The sequence below is a fragment of the Kiloniellales bacterium genome (genome assembly GCA_030066685.1).
Taxonomy (GTDB): domain Bacteria; phylum Pseudomonadota; class Alphaproteobacteria; order Kiloniellales; family JAKSBE01; genus JAKSBE01.
Genome location: JASJBF010000031.1, coordinates 95,359 through 116,244 on the forward strand (window position 1 = coordinate 95,359; position 20,886 = coordinate 116,244).

At 64.5% G+C, this 20,886-nt stretch carries 20 protein-coding genes; 14 read left to right on the top strand and 6 right to left on the bottom strand.

The features are described 5' to 3' along the window. Nucleotides 1-15: 15 nt before the first annotated feature. A complete protein-coding gene (locus QNJ30_17675; protein ID MDJ0945301.1) occupies nt 16-744 on the bottom strand; it encodes a BON domain-containing protein in 729 nt (242 codons plus the stop codon). Between the two features lie 282 nt (nt 745-1,026). Between QNJ30_17675 and QNJ30_17680 the strand changes: the two genes are divergently transcribed. The 4 genes from QNJ30_17680 to gcvPB are packed head-to-tail and all read left to right on the top strand — an operon-like array spanning nt 1,027 to nt 5,424. Then, nucleotides 1,027-1,365: a GYD domain-containing protein gene (locus tag QNJ30_17680; GenBank protein ID MDJ0945302.1), complete on the top strand. Its 339-nt coding sequence runs from the start codon at nt 1,027-1,029 to the stop codon at nt 1,363-1,365. A 43-nt stretch (nt 1,366-1,408) separates the two neighbouring features. After that, nucleotides 1,409-2,530, top strand: a complete 1,122-nt coding sequence (locus tag QNJ30_17685; GenBank protein MDJ0945303.1) for an ATP-NAD kinase family protein — start codon at nt 1,409-1,411, stop codon at nt 2,528-2,530. A gap of 45 nt (nt 2,531-2,575) precedes the next feature. After that, nucleotides 2,576-3,928 carry an aminomethyl-transferring glycine dehydrogenase subunit GcvPA gene (gene gcvPA / locus QNJ30_17690; GenBank protein MDJ0945304.1) on the top strand — a complete coding sequence of 451 codons (1,353 nt, stop codon included), beginning with the start codon at nt 2,576-2,578 and terminating at the stop codon, nt 3,926-3,928. Further along, on the top strand, nt 3,925-5,424 hold the full coding sequence (gcvPB, locus tag QNJ30_17695) for an aminomethyl-transferring glycine dehydrogenase subunit GcvPB (protein MDJ0945305.1): 1,500 nt from the start codon (nt 3,925-3,927) through the stop codon (nt 5,422-5,424). The genes gcvPA and gcvPB overlap by 4 nt, the downstream gene beginning before the upstream one ends. 36 nt (nt 5,425-5,460) lie before the next feature. On the opposite strand, the gene nfi is transcribed toward gcvPB, so the two are convergent. The 4 genes from nfi to polX form a co-directional block, all read right to left on the bottom strand. Next, nucleotides 5,461-6,141, bottom strand: a complete 681-nt coding sequence (gene nfi / locus QNJ30_17700; GenBank protein MDJ0945306.1) for a deoxyribonuclease V — start codon at nt 6,139-6,141, stop codon at nt 5,461-5,463. A gap of 176 nt (nt 6,142-6,317) precedes the next feature. Continuing rightward, on the bottom strand, nt 6,318-6,749 hold the full coding sequence (locus QNJ30_17705; GenBank protein MDJ0945307.1) for a hypothetical protein: 432 nt from the start codon (nt 6,747-6,749) through the stop codon (nt 6,318-6,320). A gap of 561 nt (nt 6,750-7,310) precedes the next feature. After that, entirely contained in the window at nt 7,311-7,874 is a 564-nt protein-coding gene (locus QNJ30_17710; GenBank protein ID MDJ0945308.1) for a hypothetical protein, read from the bottom strand. Between the two features lie 40 nt (nt 7,875-7,914). Further along, nucleotides 7,915-9,636, bottom strand: coding sequence for a DNA polymerase/3'-5' exonuclease PolX (gene polX, locus QNJ30_17715; GenBank protein MDJ0945309.1), 1,722 nt, complete (start codon nt 9,634-9,636; stop codon nt 7,915-7,917). A 465-nt stretch (nt 9,637-10,101) separates the two neighbouring features. On the opposite strand from polX, the gene QNJ30_17720 reads away from it, so the two are divergent. After that, nucleotides 10,102-11,133 carry a ribose-phosphate pyrophosphokinase gene (locus QNJ30_17720; protein MDJ0945310.1) on the top strand — a complete coding sequence of 344 codons (1,032 nt, stop codon included), beginning with the start codon at nt 10,102-10,104 and terminating at the stop codon, nt 11,131-11,133. A 50-nt stretch (nt 11,134-11,183) separates the two neighbouring features. Here the strand turns inward: QNJ30_17720 and QNJ30_17725 are convergent, their stop codons facing one another. Continuing rightward, the gene (locus QNJ30_17725) at nt 11,184-12,224 is read right to left on the bottom strand and encodes a hypothetical protein (protein MDJ0945311.1); all 1,041 of its coding nucleotides are present in this window, start codon (nt 12,222-12,224) and stop codon (nt 11,184-11,186) included. A gap of 158 nt (nt 12,225-12,382) precedes the next feature. Here QNJ30_17725 and QNJ30_17730 point away from each other — a divergent pair, with 158 nt between their 5' ends. From QNJ30_17730 to QNJ30_17770, 9 genes are all read left to right on the top strand, one after another. Continuing rightward, nucleotides 12,383-13,066: a dienelactone hydrolase family protein gene (locus QNJ30_17730; GenBank protein MDJ0945312.1), complete on the top strand. Its 684-nt coding sequence runs from the start codon at nt 12,383-12,385 to the stop codon at nt 13,064-13,066. Then, complete coding sequence (locus QNJ30_17735; protein ID MDJ0945313.1) at nt 13,027-13,788, top strand: phosphoribosyltransferase; 762 nt, start codon at nt 13,027-13,029, stop codon at nt 13,786-13,788. The genes QNJ30_17730 and QNJ30_17735 overlap by 40 nt, the downstream gene beginning before the upstream one ends. Before the next feature lie 45 nt (nt 13,789-13,833). After that, nucleotides 13,834-14,214: a DUF3775 domain-containing protein gene (locus QNJ30_17740; protein MDJ0945314.1), complete on the top strand. Its 381-nt coding sequence runs from the start codon at nt 13,834-13,836 to the stop codon at nt 14,212-14,214. Nucleotides 14,215-14,423: 209 nt separating this feature from the next. Next, complete coding sequence (gene ord, locus QNJ30_17745; GenBank protein ID MDJ0945315.1) at nt 14,424-15,491, top strand: 2,4-diaminopentanoate dehydrogenase; 1,068 nt, start codon at nt 14,424-14,426, stop codon at nt 15,489-15,491. Further along, entirely contained in the window at nt 15,484-15,798 is a 315-nt protein-coding gene (ortA, locus tag QNJ30_17750; protein ID MDJ0945316.1) for a 2-amino-4-oxopentanoate thiolase subunit OrtA, read from the top strand. Before ord ends, ortA begins: the two co-directional genes overlap by 8 nt. Next, nucleotides 15,795-17,216 carry a 2-amino-4-oxopentanoate thiolase subunit OrtB gene (ortB, locus tag QNJ30_17755; GenBank protein MDJ0945317.1) on the top strand — a complete coding sequence of 474 codons (1,422 nt, stop codon included), beginning with the start codon at nt 15,795-15,797 and terminating at the stop codon, nt 17,214-17,216. The genes ortA and ortB overlap by 4 nt, the downstream gene beginning before the upstream one ends. Beyond that, nucleotides 17,194-17,547: an ornithine aminomutase subunit alpha gene (locus QNJ30_17760; GenBank protein ID MDJ0945318.1), complete on the top strand. Its 354-nt coding sequence runs from the start codon at nt 17,194-17,196 to the stop codon at nt 17,545-17,547. Before ortB ends, QNJ30_17760 begins: the two co-directional genes overlap by 23 nt. Beyond that, nucleotides 17,544-19,739 (top strand): D-ornithine 4,5-aminomutase subunit OraE, encoded by a 2,196-nt coding sequence (oraE, locus tag QNJ30_17765; protein MDJ0945319.1) that lies wholly within the window; start codon nt 17,544-17,546, stop codon nt 19,737-19,739. Before QNJ30_17760 ends, oraE begins: the two co-directional genes overlap by 4 nt. Before the next feature lie 32 nt (nt 19,740-19,771). Further along, complete coding sequence (locus tag QNJ30_17770) at nt 19,772-20,872, top strand: alanine/ornithine racemase family PLP-dependent enzyme (GenBank protein ID MDJ0945320.1); 1,101 nt, start codon at nt 19,772-19,774, stop codon at nt 20,870-20,872. Nucleotides 20,873-20,886: the final 14 nt, after the last annotated feature.

Below are 20,886 nucleotides of genomic sequence, written 5' to 3' on the forward strand. Positions count from 1 at the left end.
ACGCGATGCCGCCGCTCAGGCGTGCACCTCCAGCTCGTTGATCACGCCGTTCACGCCGAAGACGTACCAGGCGTCGGCCTCCGCCATGTCGCGCTCCGATTCCGTCGTGACCTGGCCACGCAGGGTGACAACGGACTCGCGGGTCACAGCGCGGACCTGGCTGGCGTTGACGAAGGGATCCTTCTCCAGGGCAATGCGGACGGCGTCAGTGATCTCGTCGTCGTTGTCCTCCTCGGGCGGGGACTCGGCCAGCCCGTTGATTACGTCGCGGCTGCCGGGCACCCACCAGGCCAGAACCCCCGCAAGGCGCTTGTGGCCAAGACCGGGAACCTCGCCGTTCAAGGTCACGACGCCCTCCGAGACGGAGACCTCGATCCGTCCTCGCGGCGAGAGGACGGGATCTCGGATGGTCTCCCGGCCGCTTCCCGTTACCTCGATCAATGTGCATTCGGCGAAAGCCGGCTCCTGCAGGACGGCATCCCGCAGGAGAACTCGGATCTCGCCGTCACCCATGGCCTGGGCCGGTGTCACGCGCAGCCGATCGACGATCCCCGTCACTGCATCCAAGGCCGCGGTTCGTCTCAGCGCCAGCTTCTTCGCGGCGACGCTGGGAACGTCGCCTTCCAGGACCAGGGCGTCATCGGCCAAGCTCGCGGAAATGCGCGAATGGCAGTCGGCGAGACGCGGCTCGCTTGCGAGCGCCGCCCGCACCCTGGCGAGCACCCCCTGGATTGATTCGGCCATGCCTGTCGCCACCCGCTGGATCGTCCGTTGACCAAGTCCGTTCCGGCTCACTTGCCGCCGGGCGACGTGTCCTGCCCGCGCCCAGTCCTTCGAGATTGGACATGGATGCAGGTTGATGCCTTGACGCCGATCAAGATCCAACGGCCTCGCGGAAGGCGTCTGGATCTCCGTCTGGAAGCCACGCCCTGGGCTTGACGAAGATCATGGCTGGGCGACGGCAGGCCAAGCAGGCTCGAGAGCAACGCCGAGGCATTTCCTGCCACGCAGAAGGAGCGGACAACCATGTCGACCTTCATCATGCTGACCCGCCTGACCCATGGGGCCCTGGCCTCGCCGAGCTCGCTCGAGAACCTGGAGCGCGAGGTCATGGAGCGCATGCGCGCCGAGTGTCCCGAAGTGGAATGGCTGAGCAGCTACGCCGTTCTGGGGCCCTGCGACTACCTCGATATCTTTCAGGCCCCCGACATCGAAACCGCGACCAAGGTCGCCACCATCGTGCGGACCTTCGGCCATGCCGAGACCGAGATCTGGGCCGCGACCGAATGGGACAGCTTCAAGGAGTTGGTGCGCTACCTTCCGCCGGCCAAAGCTGAGGCTGGCGAAAAGGCGGCGCCAAGCTGACGCGGCCTAGGCTTTGCCCCGTGTGGTGAGTCGCATCGGCTTCTTGATCAACCCGATCGCGGGCATGGGCGGTCGCGTCGGCCTCAAAGGAACCGACGGCGTCGTCGAGGCCGCGATTGCACTCGGCGCGCGTCGTATGGCGCACGTCAAGGCCGTCGAGACCTTGAACGAGTTCGGCCGGCTGATCGGCGCCTCAGGCAGCAACATCGACGTCGCCTGGCTCACCTGTGCCGGAGACATGGGTGCCGACTGCTTGCGCGCGGCCGGGTTTTCCCGCTTCGAGGCCGTCCACCAGGCGGCCGAAGGGCAGAGCGACGACCGGGACACCAAGGCGGCTGCCAAGTGCTTCGTGGAGCGCGGGGTCGATCTGATCCTCTTCTGCGGAGGGGATGGCACGGCGCGGGACCTCTGCGATGTCGTTGGAGAACATACGCCGCTTTTGGGCATACCCGCGGGAGTCAAGATGTATTCCGGCGTCTTCGGCATGACGCCCGCGAGGACCGCGGAGATCCTCCTCGGATTTCTGGAGGGGCGGCTCACTGTCGCACAGGCCGATGTCCTCGATCTTGACGAGGAGAAGTATCGGCAGGGGGAATGGGCGGTGAAACTGTTTTACTCCGCGCTCACGCCTTACGAGCCGACGCTGACGCCGGCTGCCAAGATGCTGATCACCGAGACCAGTGACGCCGACGTCAAGCGTGAGATCGCGAGCTATCTGCTTGAGGAGATCCGGGCGGATCGCACGGCACTCTTCCTGCTGGGGCCGGGCAGCACGGTGCGCTCGATCGGAGACGCGCTGGGAATCGAGAAGACTCTGCTCGGGATCGATGCGATCGCCGGCGAAGAGATCGTCGGGCGGGATCTGAACGAACGACAGATCTCCGATCTGCTCGACCACTATCCGCGCTGCAAACTGGTTCTCAGCCCGATCGGGGCGCAGGGTTTCATCCTTGGCCGTGGCAACCTTCAGCTCAGCCCGGAGGTTATCAGGCGGATCGGAGTTCACGATATAATCGTTGTCGCCACACCAGCGAAGCTGGCACGAACACCGGTCCTGCGCTTCGACACGGGTGACGCGACATTGGACTTGGAGCTGACCGCCAGCGGCTACCTCTCCGTCGTGATCGGCTATCGCCTGCATCGACTGGCAAAGGTTCAGGCCTAGAGACTGGGAGCCGCCTGTGCACAAGAATGCCGCCCGGAGATCGCCATGACCTATCTGCCCCACACCGATGCGGACCGCAAGGCCATGCTGGAAGCCATCGGTCTGCGATCGATGTCGGAACTCTTCGACGATGTGCCCGAGCGCGTCCGCTTTCCCGATCTGAAACTGCCGCCGGCGACGACCGAGATGGAGATCGGTCGAGAGATGCAGGATCTTGCTGAAGGAAACACGAAGGTGACGCGCGGCGCCTGCTTCCTCGGGGCCGGCGCCTACCACCACTACATCCCGCCGACCGTCGACGACGTGTTGCGACGCGGCGAGTTCTACACTTCCTACACGCCCTACCAGCCGGAGATCAGCCAGGGGATGCTGCAGACCATGTTCGAGTACCAGAGCATGATCTGCCGTCTGACCGAAATGGAGGTCAGCAACGCCAGCCACTACGACGGCGCGACGGCGCTGGCCGAAGGCGTGTTGCTCGCCCTCGATGTGGCGAAAGGCGACCGCAGCAAGGTCCTGCTGTCCTCGGCCCTGCACCCTCAGTACCGGCAGGTCGTGAGGACCTACATAGGGGGCACCGACGTGGAGGTTCTCGGTGACGAAGACCAGAGTGCCGACATCGCCGAGCTGAGCGCGGGGCTGGATGGGCAAACGGCCGCGCTCGTCATCCAGAACCCCAACTACTTCGGCCAGTTCGAAGACGTCCACGGCCTGGCAAAGGCCGTTCATGCCGTCGGCGCCTTGCTGATCGTCGTGGTCGATCCGATCGCCCTGGGGCTGTTCCAGGCGCCTGGCGCCTACGGCACGGACGTGGCGGTTGCGGAGGGCCAGCCGCTGGGGATTCCGCTGTCCTTCGGCGGGCCGCACCTCGGTATCTTCGCGACCAGGAGGGCCTATCTGCGACGACTCGCCGGCCGCTTGGTGGGCGAAACTCGCGACCTCGAGGGAACGCGCGGCTATGTGCTGACTCTGGGCACGCGCGAGCAGCACATCCGCCGCGCCAAGGCGACCAGCAACATCTGCACCAACGCGGCGCTGACGGCGCTTGCCGCCAGCGTCTATCTGGCGACCTTGGGCAAGTCCGGTCTTAGGCAGGTGGCCAGTCTCTGCTACCACAAAGCCCATTACGCGGCTTCGCGGATCGCCGAACTCCCCGGGCTCGCGATCAATCCACAGGCGCCCGACAAGCCCTTCTTCAAGGAGTTCGTTGTCCGTCTGCCGAAACCCGTGGCTCAAGTGAACCAGATGCTGCTGGAGGAGTCCGGGATCATCGGCGGCTACGACATCGGCCAGGACCATCCGCAATTCGAGTCCCACATGTTGCTCGCGGTGACCGAGATGAACACGCGCTCGGCGATCGACGACTTGGTCGAGGCGCTGCGCCAGGCAACGGCATGAACAAGCAAGCGCGACAGAACGCTTCGAGGGAGGGCGGCCTGGAACCCACCGTTTATGAATTGGGCGTCGCTGGTCGCAGTGGTGCCGACCTCGCGGAGCCGGACGTGCCGGAGTCCGCTTTGCCCGAGAACCTGCTACGCGACGACAACGGCTTGCCGGAACTCTCCCAGGTCGACGTCGTGCGGCACTACCTGCGTCTGTCGCGGATGAATTTCGGGGTCGACAGTGGCTTCTATCCGCTCGGCTCCTGCACCATGAAGTACAACCCGAAGGTCAACGAAGAAATCGCCCGCTTGCCCGGCTTCGCCGACAGCCATCCGCTGCAATCGCCGGAGACGGTTCGGGGCAACCTGGCGCTGATGCACGCGCTTCAGGATTGGCTAAAGGAGATTGGCGGCTTCGCCGGCGTTTCCCTGCAGCCGGCCGCCGGCGCCCACGGCGAGCTGGCCGCCCTCCTGATGATGCGCGCCCACCATGCCGACCGCGGCGAAGGCGGGCGCAACCAGGTCCTGATCCCGGACTCGGCGCACGGCACGAACCCCGCGTCCACGACCATGGCCGGTTTGATCGCCCTGGAGATTCCCTCGGACGAGCGGGGCAACATCGACCTGCGGGCTCTGCGCGCGGCCTGCGACGAGACCGTGGTCGGCCTCATGCTGACAAATCCCAACACTCTCGGATTGCTCGAGGAGCAGCTCGACGAAGTCGTCGCCCTGGTGCACGGCTGCGGCGGCCTGGTCTACGGCGACGGCGCCAACATGAACGCCTTGGCCGGGATCGCCCGGCCGGGCGATCTGGGCATCGACCTGATGCACTACAACCTGCACAAGACCTTTGCGACGCCGCATGGGGGCGGCGGTCCGGGATCGGGCCCCCTGGGCGCGTCAAAGGCCCTGATGGACTACCTGCCCGGGCCCATCGTTGTGGCGGAACCCTCACAGAGTCCGGAGACCGCGCGACATCGGCTCGAGATGCCCGAACGATCGATCGGCCGACTCTGCACGTTTTTCGGCAACTTTGGGATGTTCGTTCGCGCCTATGCCTACATCCGGGTCCACGGCAGCGAGGGTCTTCGCGACAACGCCATGCATGCCGTGTTGAACGCCAACTACCTGCGGGTCGGGTTGAGGGACTTCTACCCGGTGCCCTTCGATCGCATCAACATGCACGAATTCGTCTGCCAGGGCCGCCCCGAAGGTAGCAGCGTCCGTGCCCTCGACGTCAGCAAGCGCCTGATGGACTTTGGATTCCATCCGCCGACCAACTACTTCCCGCTGATCGTCCCCGAAGCCCTGATGATCGAGCCCACCGAGACCGAAAGCCGGGAAACCCTGGACGCCTTTGTCGCCGCGATGACCGAGATCGCCGGGGAAGCGCTGGCCCGACCCGAGGTCCTCAGGGCTGCGCCCCACCAGACGCCGGTCCGGCGGCTCGACGAGGTGCGTGCTGCGCGAGAACCGGTGCTTTGTGACAAGGCGGCGCGGGGCGAGCCCTGACCGGACCCGTACCGCACAGGTTGATCGCATCCGGGGTCATCCGACAGGATGCATCCGCGACAGCCGATCGGCGGCGCGGATCGGTTCGGGCAGGCGATATCGGTCAACACAGCGCAGCACCCATTGCACGGCGCTAGCCAGGCTGATTCGATGGCCAAGCGACACGAACAAGGGCCGGGTGTTGTTCCGGGTCCGAACTACCGTTCCCACGACCTCGCCATGTAAGAGCAGGAAGGTCGAGTTCCCGCGCGCCGGATCAGGCCCTTTGTAGCTGCCGACGAGACGCGACTTCGCGACGCCGATCGTGGGAAGATCCACCAGCACTCCAATATGGCAGGCAAGGCCGAAACGACGGGGATGTGCGAGGCCCTGCCCATCGACGAGAAGCAGATCGGGGCACAGGGAGAGGCTTTGCAGAGCGGCGAGGAGCGCCGGCGCCTCTCGAAACGACAGATAACCCGGCACATAAGGAAAGGTGAGAGGTGTGCAGGCTAAGGCGCTCTCCAGCAGCAAGAGCTCCGGATAGCTCATCGCCGCGGCCGCGCCCCAGACCAGGCCCTGTTGTGGTGTGTAGTGCGCGTCGAGACCCACGACGATTCTGACACTGCCAAAGCGGTCCTCGGTCACAACGCGGTGACGAAGTGCTTCCTGGATCTCGCGCGCCTCCTGGGGCGTGCTCGGCCAGTCGGCAGCGATCGTGGATTTGGAAGCGGTCATTTCGTGATCTCAGGTGGGCTGCGTTCTCTGAACCTTAGGCTCGGCGCCTGGTGTCGCGCCCTGCGGCTAGAGCGGGATGATTTGAAGTCGATTGGACTTCAAATCTGAATCCCGCTCTATTTCAATTGGTTAGAGCACGATGATATGAGGTTGGTTCAACCTCATATCATCGTGCTCTAGCGCCGTTTGGCGTCTCGTTTCCGCCAGAGGCGTGCTCCTGCGAGACGATCGGCGCGAAGCAGTCCGGGCGTGCTGTTGCGGGGTAGAACCCTGTAGGCGGGAGTCACCGAGCGGTCGAAGGCGAGGGCGGACTCCAGCACCTTGGGAGGGATGCGCGCGAACTGCTTCGGACGGTAGCCTTCCCGCAGGACGCGTGGCACGTCGGGATTGTCGACCTCGACGACGACGGAGCCGTCTTCCAGATCCCCCAGCAGGTCTGCACATAGCCCCACGGCTGCGATCTCCGCCGCCAATGCGTAACCCTCGACGTCCGAGACGGACCGGGTGCGCTCCGCAACGACCTTGTCGCCGACCGTGAGCACGGCGGCGCAGGCCGCCTTCCTTCCGCTGCAGGCGCCGTCGACGCTGAGCAGGATCGCATCGGTCACGGCGCGCCGGCCGCAGATGAGGAGTCGCCGTTCAAGATCACCTCCAGACCGTCATGGGCGAAGCCCGCCTCCACTTGGCGCTCCCGCCCCCATACGGTGCAACTGCGCCCCGAGCGCCCGTTCGTCGCCCGCGATGATCTCGGCACCGCAATGGGTGAAGAGCGCTCTTCCGACCCGTTCCTTCTGGCAACAGCCCGTCGAGCTCGAAGGGCGCGCGCGCCTGCAGGACGCGCTTCTGCTTGATCGGAAAGTCCTCGAGGCCGCTCCAGCCGTCCTCCGTCGCGCAGGCGAGGCAGGGCGCGCCCTCCGTCAAGCCCCAGGCATGGTCCGGCCTAGCGTGGGTGAGCACGATGGCGGTCAGCGCGATCCTGTCCAGCTCACCCAAACAGTCCCGGCCACAATCGACCATGACCCTTGAGTTTCCAGAGGAGACCAGGAGCGCGCTGTGCCGCCGATGGCGCCGGTTGCGTTCCTCCGTGTTGGCCCGCGTGCCGAGGAAGGTCAGCTTCATCTGCCGGCTCCGAATAGCCGCTCGGGCGCCGCGTCCAAGACCTGGGCCGATCAATGCCTGGGCGGCACACTCGGCGTTGCGGGGCGCGCCTCCAGAGAAGCGTTGTCTTGCAGCCAGGCGTTTGCCCGGGACTTGATGTCCGAGAGCTCGGTTGCGATCTGCGCCAGATTGAACTCCTCCTCAATGAGCGTCAGCGTGTCGACCGTCGGGTCGTAGTGGCGCAGGAACAGGCTGTACTCCTCCTCGAAGGCGTCGCGGTCGCCAATGTTGAAGTCCAGGACCTTTCGCACCTCGCCGCGCAGCGACAAGCCATGGGCCAGCCGCGTGTCGTAGCGGTCCATGATCTCGCGAACGCTGTCGTCTTCGACCCGGTAGTCCTGCGGCACCTTCAAGAGCGCCGCGATGTTTGATCCGCCGGCGTGCTCGGCGAGCTCGGAAGACCAGAGCAGGCGCGCCACCGTGGCGCAATGAGACAGCAGGGAATGGACGTAGAAATAGGTAGCGACGGCCTCCTGGCGGCCGCTCTTGTCGATGCTGCGGTAGGCCAGGTCCGCAAAGTCGCAGTAGGTCGCAATCTCGCGGATTCCCAGCTCTACGATGGGTGCGTCACGCATTTCGGCTCACTCCCTTTCCTCGGTTAATCGCCGCCATGCCTCACGGGCGCTTGAGCAGCGTCTTCAAGTCGGTCCAGCTTCGGGTGTTCAGCACGTCGTCCGGCTCCAGCCAGCCCCGCCGCGCCTGGCCGACGCCGAAGCGCAGATAGTCGAGTGAGGCCGTGGTGTGCGCGTCCGTCGAGATCGCGACCTTGAGGCCGAGATCCTTGGCCATCCTGCAGTGGATCTCCGTGAGGTCGAGGCGCTCCGGTTGGGCGTTGACCTCGAGATAGCAGCCGCGTTCGAGCGCCGCCTCCATCACCCGCTCCATGTCGACCTCGTAAGCCTCGCGCTCGCCGATCAGCCGTCCAGTCGGGTGGGCGAGGATGTTGAAACAGGGGTGGTCCATCGCGCGGATGATCCGCTCGGTCTGTCGTTCGACTGGGAGATCGAACTTGTAGTGGATCGCGCAGACCGTCAGGTCGAGCCGCTCGAGAATGCCGTTCGGGAGGTCGAGGGACCCGTCCTCGAGAATGTCGACCTCCGCCGCCTTCAGGATCCGTAGACCCCTGAGCCTCTCGTTGAGGGCCTCGATCTCCTCGATCTGACGGCCCAGGCGCTTCTCATCCAGGCCGTGGGCTATGGTGACGTGCTTCGTGTGATCGCTGATCGCCAGGTAGGCGTAACCGCGCTGCCTTGCCGCCTCGGCCATTTCGTCGATCGTGTTCCGACCGTCGGAGGCCTCGGTGTGGGTATGCAGGTCGCCGCGGATGTCTTCGGGCGCGATCAGTCTCGGCAGCTTGCCACGCTTCGCCGCTTCTATTTCGCCATGGTCTTCGCGCAGCTCCGGCTCGATGTAGGGCAGCCCGGCCTGTTCGAAGACCTCTTCCTCGCTGCGGCCGGCGATCCGCCGGTCGCCTCTGAAGACGCCATACTCGTTGAGCTTCAAGCCCTTGGCCACGGCCAGCTTGCGCACCGCTATGTTGTGCGCCTTGGAGCCCGTGAAGTAATGCAGCGCCGCGCCATAGCTAACTTGGGGCACGACCCGCAGGTCGACCTGGAGTCCGGAGCGCAGGAGGACGGTCGAGCGGGTCCTGCCCTTGGAGACGACCTCGTCGACGTCTTCATGGCCGACGAAGCGCTCCATGACCTTGGTGCCCTTCCGGCAGGTGACCAATATGTCCAGATCACCGACTGTCTCCTTGCGACGCCGAGAGCTGCCGGCAACGATCGCCTGCTGCACCCCTTCGACCTGCTTGAGATGACTCAGCAGGGATTCGGCCACTTCTTCCGCGGCAATCAGCTTTGTCCGCTTCTCCACATCTTTTCGGCGTTCGATGGCTCTGAGGATCTTTTCTTCGGACTTCCTTCCGAAACCGCGCAAGCTTCGAAGACGCCCAGCCTCGATGGCGTCCCTGAGACTCGGCAAGCTGTCGATCTTGAGCGTCTCGAACAGGACCTTGACCCGCTTGGGCCCGAGCCCGGGCAAAGCGGTTAATTCGACCAGTGCGCTCGGGCTTTCCCGCTCCAGGTCTTCGAGCTCATGGAGCCGCCCGGTATCGACGATCTCGTGGATTTTTCCGGCGAGGTCCTTGCCGATGCCCGGCAGCTCGGAGAGATCGGCGCCTTCCGCGAGCAGGCTCGCCACGCTGTGGGGCAGGTCCCAGATTGTACGCGCGGCCTTCCGGTGAGCCCGGACTCCGAAGGGGTTGGCCCCTTCGATTTCGAGCAGCGTGGCGTAGCGGTTGAAGACCTCCACGATCTCGGCATTGTGCGCCGGCATATCAAGAGAACCTGACTATTGGTCCTGCCGGCTCGATCGGCGATCGAGGGCTCAAGCTGCGTGCCCCGACTCGAAGAGGGCCGAGACCTCAATCACTTTGAACATTGTCAGGGTCATCTCCGCGAGTTTGAGAAACTGTCAGCTTGCCAAACTCTCTGGCCCTGGCCTCACCGCTATGACCTGCGTCAAGGATGGGGCGAACGGCCCTGGCGCCCCGGCATCGACCGGTCAATCGAACGACCAACACCCGGTGCAGGCTGGTCCTCGAGCAGACGCCACCGGCTGTTGATCTGCGTCATGGCACCTTTTTGCGCGGAATGTGTAGTGAGCCCTTGAAATCTCAAGAGACCTAGTCGCGCCTTGAGCTCCGTACTGCACGGCGGTGCTCTGCCCGCCGGAGGATGCTCGTCGATGTTGGGGTGAAGGGCGGGCAGGATTCCCCGGCAGGTGAAGGGATAGACAGACATGGCCGAAGGCCGGACTCGGGAACTAGGTTCGACGGAAACCGTGCAGTCGGTTGCGGACATTTGCTTGTTTGCCCTCGACGCTAGCCGCGACTATGGCGAGAAGGTCGCAACAGCCCTGGGGATTGAGCTCAGTAGGCATGAGGAACGGGACTTTGAGGACGGAGAACACAAGACGCGCCCCTTGATCAACGTCCGCGGACGCGACGTCTACGTGATCCAGTCCCTGCACGGCGACGACGGGCAAAGCGCGAACGACAAACTGTGCCGCCTCCTGTTCTTCGTCGGCGCCTTGAAGGATGCCTCGGCGAGGTCCGTCTGCGTCCTGACGCCCTATCTCTGCTACGCACGAAAGGACCGGAAGACCAAGTCCCGCGACCCGGTGACCACGCGCTACGTGGCGCGGCTTTTCGAAGCGGTCGGAACGGACCGCATCGTGACCCTCGACGTGCACAACTTGGCCGCCTTTCAGAACGCCTTCAGGTGCACGGCCGATCATCTGGAGGCCGCCGGCATCTTCGCGGCCTACTTTGCAGGCCTGGCGAACACCCGCGAATGGACCGTCGTCTCGCCCGACATCGGCGGCGTGAAACGTGCGGAACGCTTTCGCGAGGTCCTGGAAACTGCCACCGGCAAGGCGCTGTCGAGCGGGTTCATGCAGAAGAAGCGCAGCGCCGGCGTGGTGAGCGGCGACGTCCTGGTCGGTGAGATGGAGGGCAGGGCGGCCATCATCATCGATGATCTGATCAGCGCTGGGACCACGATGTCGCGCACCGCGCGGGCCTGTAAGGAGGCGGGGGCGACCGAGGTTCATGCCGCCGCGTCCCACGGGCTTTTCGTCGGCAAGGCCAACGAGCTTCTCGCGGATTCGGCGATCGACAGCATCGTGATCACGGACACGGTGCCGCCCTTCCGCCTGAGCCCAAGGCTGGCTCAGGAGAAGCTCGTCATCCTTGATGCCGCGGCGCTTTTTGCCGAGGCCATCAAGCGGATCCATACCGGGGGGTCGATCGTCGAGCTCCTCGGCGCCTGACACCCGGTTTTCCGCCAAGACGCCGATTGCGGGCCGTCGGCGTGATCGGTCTAAGGTGTCAGCTCGCCGGCGTAGCCATCGGCAAGGGCAAGGTAGTCGCGCGCCAGCGCGGCCCATCTTTCCGGGTCGCAGGTCTCAGGATCGGCAAGATGCCAGACTGCCAGCTTGGCGCGCAGGCAGGCGCGATAGCATTTGTAGAAGGCGACAAGCGTTTTCGTTGGATCGTCGCCGGTGAGTCCCCGATAGGTTTCAAAGATGCGCCGCCCGACGAAGGCCGCGCCCAGGAGCTCGCATTCCATCGCCAGAAAACAAAGCTCGTCGACCGGGTCCAAGATGCGGAAATCTCGATTGAACTCGAGGCAGTCGATGATCATCGGGCTCGGCCCCAAGCAGATATGCTCGGGCCTGAGATCGCCATGTGCCTCAACAATTCGGCGCTGACGAACCCGCTCCTTCAGGAGTTCCGGCCGTCGTTCGAGCAGGCGCAACTGTGCTTGACCGACGCGGTCGATCAGGGACACGCACAGGCCAAAGCTCGGCTTCGAAAGGGCGTCGAGGTTCGCCCGGATGTCCATCAGAAACCGATCGCGATACTCCTTCGGCGTGAGTTCTTGGCACGCCGAGGTTCGATAGAACTGGGCCAGGACACTTGCGACTCTATCGGCATCTTCGTCCCGAACGCGACTCTCGCGGACGGCCTGGTCGAGCATGAGCTCCCTGGGCAAGCGGCGCATCTTGACCAGCCAGTCCACGATTGCGCCCTTTCCTTCAAGGGACAGCCTGCCGTCGGGGTGAGCCCTAATCGGCAGGGTACCCAGGTAAACGTCGGGTGCCAGGCGGCGGTTGAGGCGCACCTCCTCCTGGCAGTCCAGGCGGCGTGCCTCGATGCTGCTGAAATCGAGGAAGTCATAGCGAACAGGCTTCTTCAGCTTGTAGGCGTGGTCGTCTGTCAGGAACACCCAGGACATATGGGTTTCGACGGCTTTGACGGACTTCGGGCGATCCGGGTAGCTGTCGGGCCGCCGGAGAAACGCGACCTTGGCCGTCAGCGTCACGAATTCGTCAGCAGATTTGCCATGCAACGGCGTCATTGCTCAACCCTTAGCCCCTCTGCCCCTGCCGCTGGGTAGCGATCCATCTCTTGGCCGTCAGAAAGCGCGAAACATGATCTAGGTTAAGGAAACCGGTGTCAGCTTTCTTTATGTCTCATCAAAAGCGCAGGGCCTCAGCATCAACCGGTGAAACGACAATGCAAACCGGTAGTGAGATCAAACATCACGAAGGGGCAGCGTTTGAGGTCAGGGATGTTGCGATCCCGCCCTATGACCTCAAGGGAATTCTGACTGTTCCGCCGACCGCGAAGGCGATCGTACTGTTCGCACATGGCAGCGGAAGCAGCCGCCTGAGCCCGCGGAACACCTTTGTTGCATCGGCGCTTCAAAAGGAAGGGCTCGGCACATTGTTGTTCGATCTCTTGAGACCGGAGGAGGAGCTGGACCGAGCCAACGTCTTCGATATTGAACTGCTGGCCGAACGCCTTCTCGCAGCCACGCGCTGGGTCCGCAAAGAGACGAAGTTGGAGGGATTCCAGATCGGGTACTTCGGCGCCAGCACCGGGGCGGCAGCGGCCCTGCGCGCCGCGGCGACCGAGGGCAACGACATTGCCGCCATCGTGTCGCGCGGCGGTCGGCCAGATCTCACGGGACCGGGCCTGCCGAAGGTGCGTGCCCCTTCGCTCTTCATCGTCGGCGGTGACGATCAGGAGGTCCTGGCGCTGAACCGGGCGGCGATGGCGGAGATGACCTGCGAGAAAGATCTCTTCGTGGTCCCCGAGGCGAGTCACCTCTTCGAGGAACCCGGTGCGCTCGATGTCGTCGTAGGTGTAGCAGGACAATGGTTTACAAAGCACCTGAGCCCCAGACAAGCGGCCTGATAGGCGAGCAGTTTCTGGATCGAAACCAGGCGGGCCGCCGCCTTGCCGAAGTGCTGCTTGCTTTCAAGGACAAGCGGCCGCTCGTGCTGGCCCTTCCCAGAGGAGGCCTGCCGATTGGCTATGAGGTGGCCAAGGCGCTGGCAGCGCCGCTGGACCTGGTCTTTGTTCGCAAGATCGGCGCGCCCTATCAGCCCGAACTGGCCCTGGGCGCCGTCGCCGATGGCGGCCGTCCCATCACCATACGCAACGACGACGTCATCCGGATGCTGGGGGTCTCGGAATCCTACCTGCAGGAGGAGATCCGGCGGAAGCTCGCTGAAATCGACCGGCGCAGGACGCTCTATCTGGCCGGTCGGCCCCGTGTTGATGTCAAGGGACGGACCGCCATCGTGGTCGATGACGGGATCGCGACCGGGGCCACGGTTCGGGCCGCCTTGCGCTCGGTCAGAAAGGGCCGGCCAGCCCGCTTGGTGCTGGCGGTCCCTGTCGCACCGCCGGAGACCATAGAAGTTCTGAAGGACGACGCGGACGAGGTCATTTGTCTTGAGACGCCTGTCCAGTTCTTCGCGATCAGCATGTTCTATCGAAGATTTGAACAGGTTAGTGACCAGGAGGTCGTCGATTGGCTGAAACGGGCGGAAGCGTTCCTGCAAAGCGAGGAGACCGAGGGAGAAAGCGCCGCACAGACCGATCGACCAGAGACGAACTCCGCTCCGCAGTGACCGAGAAACAGGCTTCGGCGGGACGTGATCCTGAAGGGGAAAGGCATGCTGGAACAATTGGGCGCTGAGACAGCCAAGGGAATCGCCGAGCTTGCCCGGGCGGCGCGGGACGCCCGGGACGCGATCCTGGACAAGATTCGTGATGAGGATGTCCAATCGGTGCCACCTGCACACGGCGAGCACAATCCGACCGTGGCCTTGGGGCTGGATCCGCTTCCGGAGAGTCACTCGGCCCGGGTTGCATTGAGGGAGGCCGTCGCCGCCCTGTCACCCGAAGCGCGGAGCGAACTCCGCGCCCTTATGTGGATCGGCAAGGGAGACTATGGTGCCAGGGATTGGGCAAAGGCCGTCAATGATGCGGCCGCGGCCCCGATGACGTTGCACGGTCTTCTTTGGTCGAACAGCCCAATTTGCACGCGTTTGTGATGAAGGCCCTCTACGAGCTGAAGCTGTCCTAGTTGCCAGTGGAAGGCCAATCGGCGAGAAGGGTCGCGCCGAGCCCGCCGAGGGCGCTATGCTGCCTCTGAAAAGGGAGCCGCATTTCGGCGAGTACCTGGAGGCGGTGTTGAAGAAGGAGACGCCAAAATCTCCAAGACTGGAGCGGGCCCTTTGAAGCCCGACCGGAGGTCGTCTTGATGCGCGAGGCGATCCGTGTGCTGGTGTTGGGCACCGGTCGAATGGGATCCGGGATCGCGCGGCTCGTACTCGATAAAGAAGGTCTCGAACTCGTCGGTGCGTTTGAGCGCAGAGCCGAGCGTTCAGGTACGGATCTTGGCTCAACGATCGGATACGAAGGCGATCTCGGCCTCCGCATCGAAGCCGACTTGGACAAAGTGATCGCTCAAGGCGAGCCCGACATAGCGATTCAGGCCACCTGCTCCCGGGCATCCGACGCGGCGGAGGAGATCACGACGCTCGTTCGGCGGGGCGTTCACGTGATTTCCATCGCCGAAGAGATGGCCTATCCCGCTAGCCGTTCGCCGGAAGTCGCGAAGGAAATCCGCCAGCTCGCCTTGGCAAACGGCGTTGCCGTTCTTGGCACGGGCATCAACCCCGGCTTCGTGCTCGACCTTCTGGTGATCACGCTGACTGGTGTCTGCACAGAGATCGAGTCCATCATGGCGAAGCGGGTGAACGATCTTTCCCCCTATGGTCCCTCCGTCCTGGCAAGTCAGGGTGTCGGGGTTTCGCCAGAGGCCTTCCGACGCGGCCTTGAGGACGGTACGGTCCTCGGCCATGTGGGCTTCCCGGAGTCGATCGGAATGATTGCGGCGGCGCTCGGCTGGCACATCGAGCGCGTCGAAGAGAGCAGGGAACCCATCGTCGCGCAGATCAGACGCACGACGCCCTTTGGCACGATCGAGCCCGGACAGGTGGCCGGCTGTCTGCACAGCGCCGTCGGTTACCGGGACGGCAGGTCCGCCATAACTCTGATTCATCCTCAGCAGGTGCAGCCTCATCTCGAAGGTGTGGAAACCGGCGACACGATCGAGATCCGCGGGACGCCCACTGTCCGTCTGAGCGGGAGTCCGGAGATCCCGGGCGGAGTCGGGACCACGGCTCTGGCCGTCAACATGATCCCACGGGTCCTGAACGCCGCGCCGGGCCTTTACTCGATGGCAGATCTGCCGGTTCCGGCCGCGATGCTGGGTGACGCCCGCACCCTGGTCCGCGCGCCAAGGCGAGAGGCCGGCCATGGCTGAGGTGGTTGAGAAGGGTGTCTGGGTGGAGGTTCACGGTACCGTGCTGCCGGTCGGCCAGCGGGCGCCTCAGGTGCCGCAGGATACCCAGGGCGTCCCCCTGGAGATGAGGGCGAAAGGCTTTCTCGCAGCGCCCGCAGCGCTTGGTGAGGAGGCCGAGATCGTAACGCCGACGGGCCGCAAGCTGCGCGGCAGGCTCGCGGCGGTGAACCCCGCTTACACGCACAGCTTCGGCGCCCCGATCCCGGAACTCTCCAATATCGGCAGCGAGATGAAAGCCATCCTGAAGAAGCGGGAAGGGACCGGATGACGCCGCACAGCAGCTACGAAAGGGTGATGGCGCGACGGGCGGAGATCGTCCGCAAGTCCATTGGGCTTGACTACGACCGCTACAGGAAGGGCGCGCTCGCCTTCGACTACGAAGGGCTGCTTGCCGACACTGGCTATGATCTGAGCGCGGTTCAGGCGATCCAGAGTCGGACCGCCATCGGCAAGACGCCGCTTGTTGAGTTGAGGAACATCACGGCGCTGGTGCGCTCGGTTGCTCGGTCTGGCAAGGGCGCGCGGATTTTCGTCAAGGACGAGGCCGCGAACCCCTCGGGTTCCTTCAAGGACCGTCGGGCCTCGGTCTCCGTCCATGAGGCAAAGCGCCGCGGCTACGAGGGGGTCGTAGCGGCGACGAGCGGCAACTACGGAGCCGCCGTGGCGTCACAGGCGGCAAAGGCCGGGCTGCGGTGCATCGTGGTGCAGGAAGCTTTCGACAGCAAAGGGGTCGCACAGCCGGAGATCGCGGAGAAGACACGCGCCTGCGAGGCCTACGGCGCCGAGGTCGTCCGCCTGTCCGTCGGTCCCGAGCTTTTCTATGTGTTCCTTCTGGTGCTCGAGGAGACCGGCTTCTTCAACGCGTCCCTCTACACACCCTACTCGATCCTGGGCATCGAGACGCTGGGCCAGGAGCTGGCGATGCAGATACAGGATCGGGTCGGCCGGTTTCCGGACGTCGTCCTGGTCACCCATGCGGGCGGCGGGAACCTGACCGGGACGGCCCGCGGGCTGCGCCAGGCGGGGGCAGGCGATACGACAGTGATCGCGGTCAGCGTCGATCTTGCCGGACTGCACATGGCCTCGGACCGCGACTTCAACCGCAAGTCCTTCACGACCGGCCATACGGGCTTCTCCATTCCCTTCACGACTTGGCCCGACCGGGCCGACGTCCCGCGAAACGCCGCCCGTCCGCTGCGCTATATGGACCGATTCGTGACCGTGACCCAGGGCGAGGTCTTTTTTGCGACGGAAGTCCTGGCCGCGCTCGAGGGAATGGAACGCGGCTCCGCAGGGAACACGTCGCTCGCCGCGGCCTTCGCGATCGCCCGCGAGCTGGACGAGGATCAGACCGTGGTGGTGCAGGAGACCGAGTACACCGGCGCCGGGAAGCACCCGATCGCGCAGCTAAACCTCGCGAAAGGCTTGGGGATCGAACTTCGTCGAGGCGACCCGCGCGACAATAAGCCCGGACAGGCGATCGTCATTCCGGAGCATCCGTCGCAGATCGAGGTCGTGGAGGTGGATTTGCAGCATGTTCGGCGGTCCTACCTAGGCAACGCCCTGGCGTCCTGTCCGACGGTCGAAGGCCTCGGCGAGGACGACCTCGCGTTCCTGGCTGCCGAAACCCGGTCCAGCCCGGCCGACGTCATGGAGGTGATCGATGAGGTGCGAGGAAAGACCTGACGATTTCGAAACGCGACGCGCGCATCTGCGCGCGATGTCGGACGAGGAGCTTCACGCACACTTCTGGCGTCTCGTCGGTGAGTTGGTCGCGCCCTTGATCGAGGAAGCTCGGACCCACACCACGCCGTCGATCGAACGTTCGGTGCTCTTGCGCATGGGGTTCTCGAGCGTGGAGGCGCAAGTCCTCGTGCAGCGCTTCGCCGAGCGGGGCCTGCTCGGCCGGGGTGCTGGCCGTTTGATCCTCGAGCTGGCAAGGGCAAAGAAACTCTCGATCCTGGGAGCCGGCGCGGCGCTGCTGGAGGGGCGTCACTGGGACGAGCTCCCGGCATGAAGCTCTCCCCCGAACAGAAGCTGGATCTGCAGGAAGTCCTTGAGGACCTGGATCGCTATCGGCCGAGGCGAAAAGGTTGGACCTGGCGCCAGAAAGCGGAAGCCCATCGCGTGGGGCCTTTCGTCTACGCGGAGGCCTCCGAAGACCTCGCGCGCTCGATTCCGCTGCCTTCTGCACGCCACTTCGGCGACATCGACCCGCAATGCGACATCGTGATCACGACCGAAATCGCATCCGGGCGCTTCGAGGACGACCTGCGGCGGATGCGCATGGCGGCGTGGCACGGTGCCGACCACATCATGGTCATCCGGACCACGGGTCAGTCCCACATCGACGGCCTGATGGAGGGCACACCTGAGGGGGTCGGCGGCATCCCGATCACCCGAAAGCAGCTGCGCGCCACGCGCAAGACGCTCGACGCCATCGAAGACGAGGTCGGCCGAGCGATCAACTTCCACTCCTATGTAAGTGGGCTCGCGGGGCCGGAGATCGCCGTGCTGTTCTCGGAGGAAGGGGTGAACGGGGCGCACCAGGATCCGCAGTACAACGTCCTCTACCGCGACATCAACATGCACCGCTCCTTCGTCGATGCGGCGGAGGCGAAGAAGATCCTCGCCGACGGCGAGATCCTGCAGATCGACGGCGCGCACAACGCCTGCGCCACGGCCAAGGAAGCTTGGAAGGTCACGCCGGAGGTACTCGTGCAGCATGCGATCAACACCGCAGTCTCGCGAGCCGTCGGTATGCCGGCCGAGCAGATCGCGCTGTCCACGGTGCCTCCGACCGCGCCACCTGCACCGAAGCTGCGGCTCGACCTGCCATTTGCAGTGGCCCTGCGCGGCCTTTTCAAGGGCTTCAAATTCCGGGCTCAGCAGAACACACGCTACATCGAGACCGATACGACGGAAGCCACCGTTACCCACGTTCTGGATACCCTGATCTCGCACCTGACCTCGGCCGATATCCAGAGCACGATCACGCCGGACGAAGGCCGCAACATCCCGTGGCACTACAACAACGTGATCGGCGTCAACACGGCGCGGCAGACCTTCATGGGCGTCGACGGTCTGAGGGATATGGTCGAGCTGCGTCGGACGGGGCCTCTGCCCGAGCAGGTGCGGGAGCTGAAGGAACGCGCCGTGCTTTTCCTCGAGGAGATGCTGGAAGGCGGTGGCTACTTTGCCGCCGTGGCTGAGGGGCAGTTTGTCGACTCCGGCTTCTATCCGGAGCGGAAGGGCGATGGAATCCGGCGGGAGCCGGCCGCGGGGGATGGCGCTGGCAGCGTGTTACGTCGGGAAGCCGACTATGGGGCGCCGGTTTGCAGCCATTTCGGCAGCAACGTCTATGACGACGGTGAGGGCAAGGCCTGCGCCGACTACGGAGGCTGCACTCTTTGTGACCGGTCGAAGATTCGATATATCGACGAGCTCGAGTCCGAGGACACCGTCGAAACAAGGCTCCGCGCAACGCTCGCAGACCGCGAGGCCGGGGTGGTACGGCCGGAGGTCGAGCGGCACGGCGACGGCATCGTCTGCGTGACTCTCTTCGTCCCGGAGGAGCGGCGCGTCGCCGAGGCGGCGGCGCTCGAGATGGCCAGGCATATGGGGCTTCGCGATCCGCAGGTGATCAGCCGCAGACTCCTGCACCCCGCGGAGGGCAGCGTCTTCGAGATCAAGGGTGTGCTCGATGTCGCCATCAGGATCGATCGGCTTCCGTCGTCCGCGCCGGAGGCCGCTCTCTCGGATGAAGAAATCGAAGCCTGGGCACGACCGCGGAACTTACAGGTCGTCGCCGCGACCATAGGCGAGGATGAGCATTCCGTCGGTATCCGGGAGATCCTGGACATCAAGCACGGTGGGATCGAGAAGTACGGTTTCAGCTGCCACTACCTGGGGACCTCCTTGGCGCCGGACCCGATTCTGGACGCCGTGGAGGCGACCGGCGCTTGCGCCGTGCTCATCTCCACCATCATCACCCATGCGGACGTCCACAAACGGAACATGCGGCGCCTCCACGAGGCCGCGACGGAACGAGGTCTGCGAGACCGCCTGATCCTGATCGCCGGCGGTCCCCAGGTGACACAGGCGATGGCGAGGGAGTGCGGGATGGATGGGGGCTTCGGCCGAGGCGCAAAGGGTCAGGATGTCGCCAGCTTCCTCGTACGCAAGCTGCGCGAGTCAGAGACTCCTTAGCTTATTGATCCCAGGCAAGCCTGCGAACGCCCATGGCCAAGCCCCGCGTGACCATCGACCTCGGCAAGATCGAGCACAATGCCCGCACCGTAGTCGGGCTGTGCAGGAGCTATGGGATCGCGGTCACGGGCGTGACCAAGGGCGCCTGCGGTCATCCGGAGGTGGCGAGGGCCATGTTGCGGGGCGGCGTCGCCTCGATCGGGGAATCGCGATTGGAAAACGTCTCCCGGCTCAGAGCCGCCGGCATCGACGTTCCCATCATGCTGCTCCGCATTCCTTGGCTCTCGGGTGTCGAGGACATCGTGGATTCGGTCGATCTGAGCCTGAACTCGGAGCCCGCGGTCCTGGGCGCCCTGTCGCAGGCGGCCCAGGCGCGAGACCGTGTTCACGACGTGATCGTCATGGTGGATCTCGGCGACCTCCGAGAAGGGGTATGGCCGGAGGATCTGCCCGACGTCGTCCGGGAGACCCTGGCTCTGCCCGGCCTTCGCTTGGTGGGACTCGGGGCCAGCCTTTCCTGCTTCAGCGGCGTTGTCCCCTCGGAGGAGAACATGAACCAGCTGGTTCGACTAGCGGGTCAGATCGAAACGGTCTTCGGGATCAGCTTTCAGTGGATCTCCGCCGGCAGCTCAAGCGCACTCGAACTCATCTCCGCGGGGCGGATGCCCGAGGCGATCAACCATGTCCGGATTGGCGAGGGCATCCTGCTCGGTCGCGAGACGATCCGTCGCAGACCCTGGCCGGGAACCTTCCAGGACGCTTTCCTTCTGCAAGCCGAAGTTCTCGAGCTCAAGCGGAAGCCCTCAATGCCGATCGGAGAGCGGAGCGAAGATGCCTTCGGCGAGTTGCCGGAATTCGCGGACCGCGGCGACATCGACCGCGCGATCTTGAACGTCGGGCGGCAGGACGTGAGCGTCGAGGGCATGACGCCGGTCGACCGAGACGTCACCATCATCGGTGCCTCGAGCGGCTACGTGATCGCCGACGTGACTCGGACCAAAGGCCGTCTTCGCGTTGGGGACGAGCTGGCCTTTGATCTCAACTACGCAGCCCTGCTTGCAGCCATGACTTCGCCTTACGTGGAGAAAGAAACAATAGGGGCGAGGTCAGGCCGTCGGTCCCATGACCTGTGACCCGCGGGCAAATT

What these genes read in the sequence shown, in the direction of transcription:
- QNJ30_17740 (MDJ0945314.1), top strand. Translation starts at nt 13,834, where the DNA reads ATGCTGGAACAATTGGGCGCTGAGACAGCCAAGGGAATCGCCGAGCTT.
- QNJ30_17720 (MDJ0945310.1), top strand. Translation starts at nt 10,102, where the DNA reads ATGGCCGAAGGCCGGACTCGGGAACTAGGTTCGACGGAAACCGTGCAG.
- QNJ30_17675 (MDJ0945301.1), bottom strand. Translation starts at nt 744, where the DNA reads ATGGCCGAATCAATCCAGGGGGTGCTCGCCAGGGTGCGGGCGGCGCTC.
- gcvPB (MDJ0945305.1), top strand. Translation starts at nt 3,925, where the DNA reads ATGAACAAGCAAGCGCGACAGAACGCTTCGAGGGAGGGCGGCCTGGAA.
- QNJ30_17730 (MDJ0945312.1), top strand. Translation starts at nt 12,383, where the DNA reads ATGCAAACCGGTAGTGAGATCAAACATCACGAAGGGGCAGCGTTTGAG.
- QNJ30_17760 (MDJ0945318.1), top strand. Translation starts at nt 17,194, where the DNA reads ATGAGGTGCGAGGAAAGACCTGACGATTTCGAAACGCGACGCGCGCAT.
- ortA (MDJ0945316.1), top strand. Translation starts at nt 15,484, where the DNA reads ATGGCTGAGGTGGTTGAGAAGGGTGTCTGGGTGGAGGTTCACGGTACC.
- QNJ30_17680 (MDJ0945302.1), top strand. Translation starts at nt 1,027, where the DNA reads ATGTCGACCTTCATCATGCTGACCCGCCTGACCCATGGGGCCCTGGCC.
- QNJ30_17725 (MDJ0945311.1), bottom strand. Translation starts at nt 12,224, where the DNA reads ATGACGCCGTTGCATGGCAAATCTGCTGACGAATTCGTGACGCTGACG.
- QNJ30_17770 (MDJ0945320.1), top strand. Translation starts at nt 19,772, where the DNA reads ATGGCCAAGCCCCGCGTGACCATCGACCTCGGCAAGATCGAGCACAAT.
- oraE (MDJ0945319.1), top strand. Translation starts at nt 17,544, where the DNA reads ATGAAGCTCTCCCCCGAACAGAAGCTGGATCTGCAGGAAGTCCTTGAG.
- ortB (MDJ0945317.1), top strand. Translation starts at nt 15,795, where the DNA reads ATGACGCCGCACAGCAGCTACGAAAGGGTGATGGCGCGACGGGCGGAG.
- nfi (MDJ0945306.1), bottom strand. Translation starts at nt 6,141, where the DNA reads ATGACCGCTTCCAAATCCACGATCGCTGCCGACTGGCCGAGCACGCCC.
- gcvPA (MDJ0945304.1), top strand. Translation starts at nt 2,576, where the DNA reads ATGACCTATCTGCCCCACACCGATGCGGACCGCAAGGCCATGCTGGAA.
- ord (MDJ0945315.1), top strand. Translation starts at nt 14,424, where the DNA reads ATGCGCGAGGCGATCCGTGTGCTGGTGTTGGGCACCGGTCGAATGGGA.
- QNJ30_17710 (MDJ0945308.1), bottom strand. Translation starts at nt 7,874, where the DNA reads ATGCGTGACGCACCCATCGTAGAGCTGGGAATCCGCGAGATTGCGACC.
- polX (MDJ0945309.1), bottom strand. Translation starts at nt 9,636, where the DNA reads ATGCCGGCGCACAATGCCGAGATCGTGGAGGTCTTCAACCGCTACGCC.
- QNJ30_17735 (MDJ0945313.1), top strand. Translation starts at nt 13,027, where the DNA reads ATGGTTTACAAAGCACCTGAGCCCCAGACAAGCGGCCTGATAGGCGAG.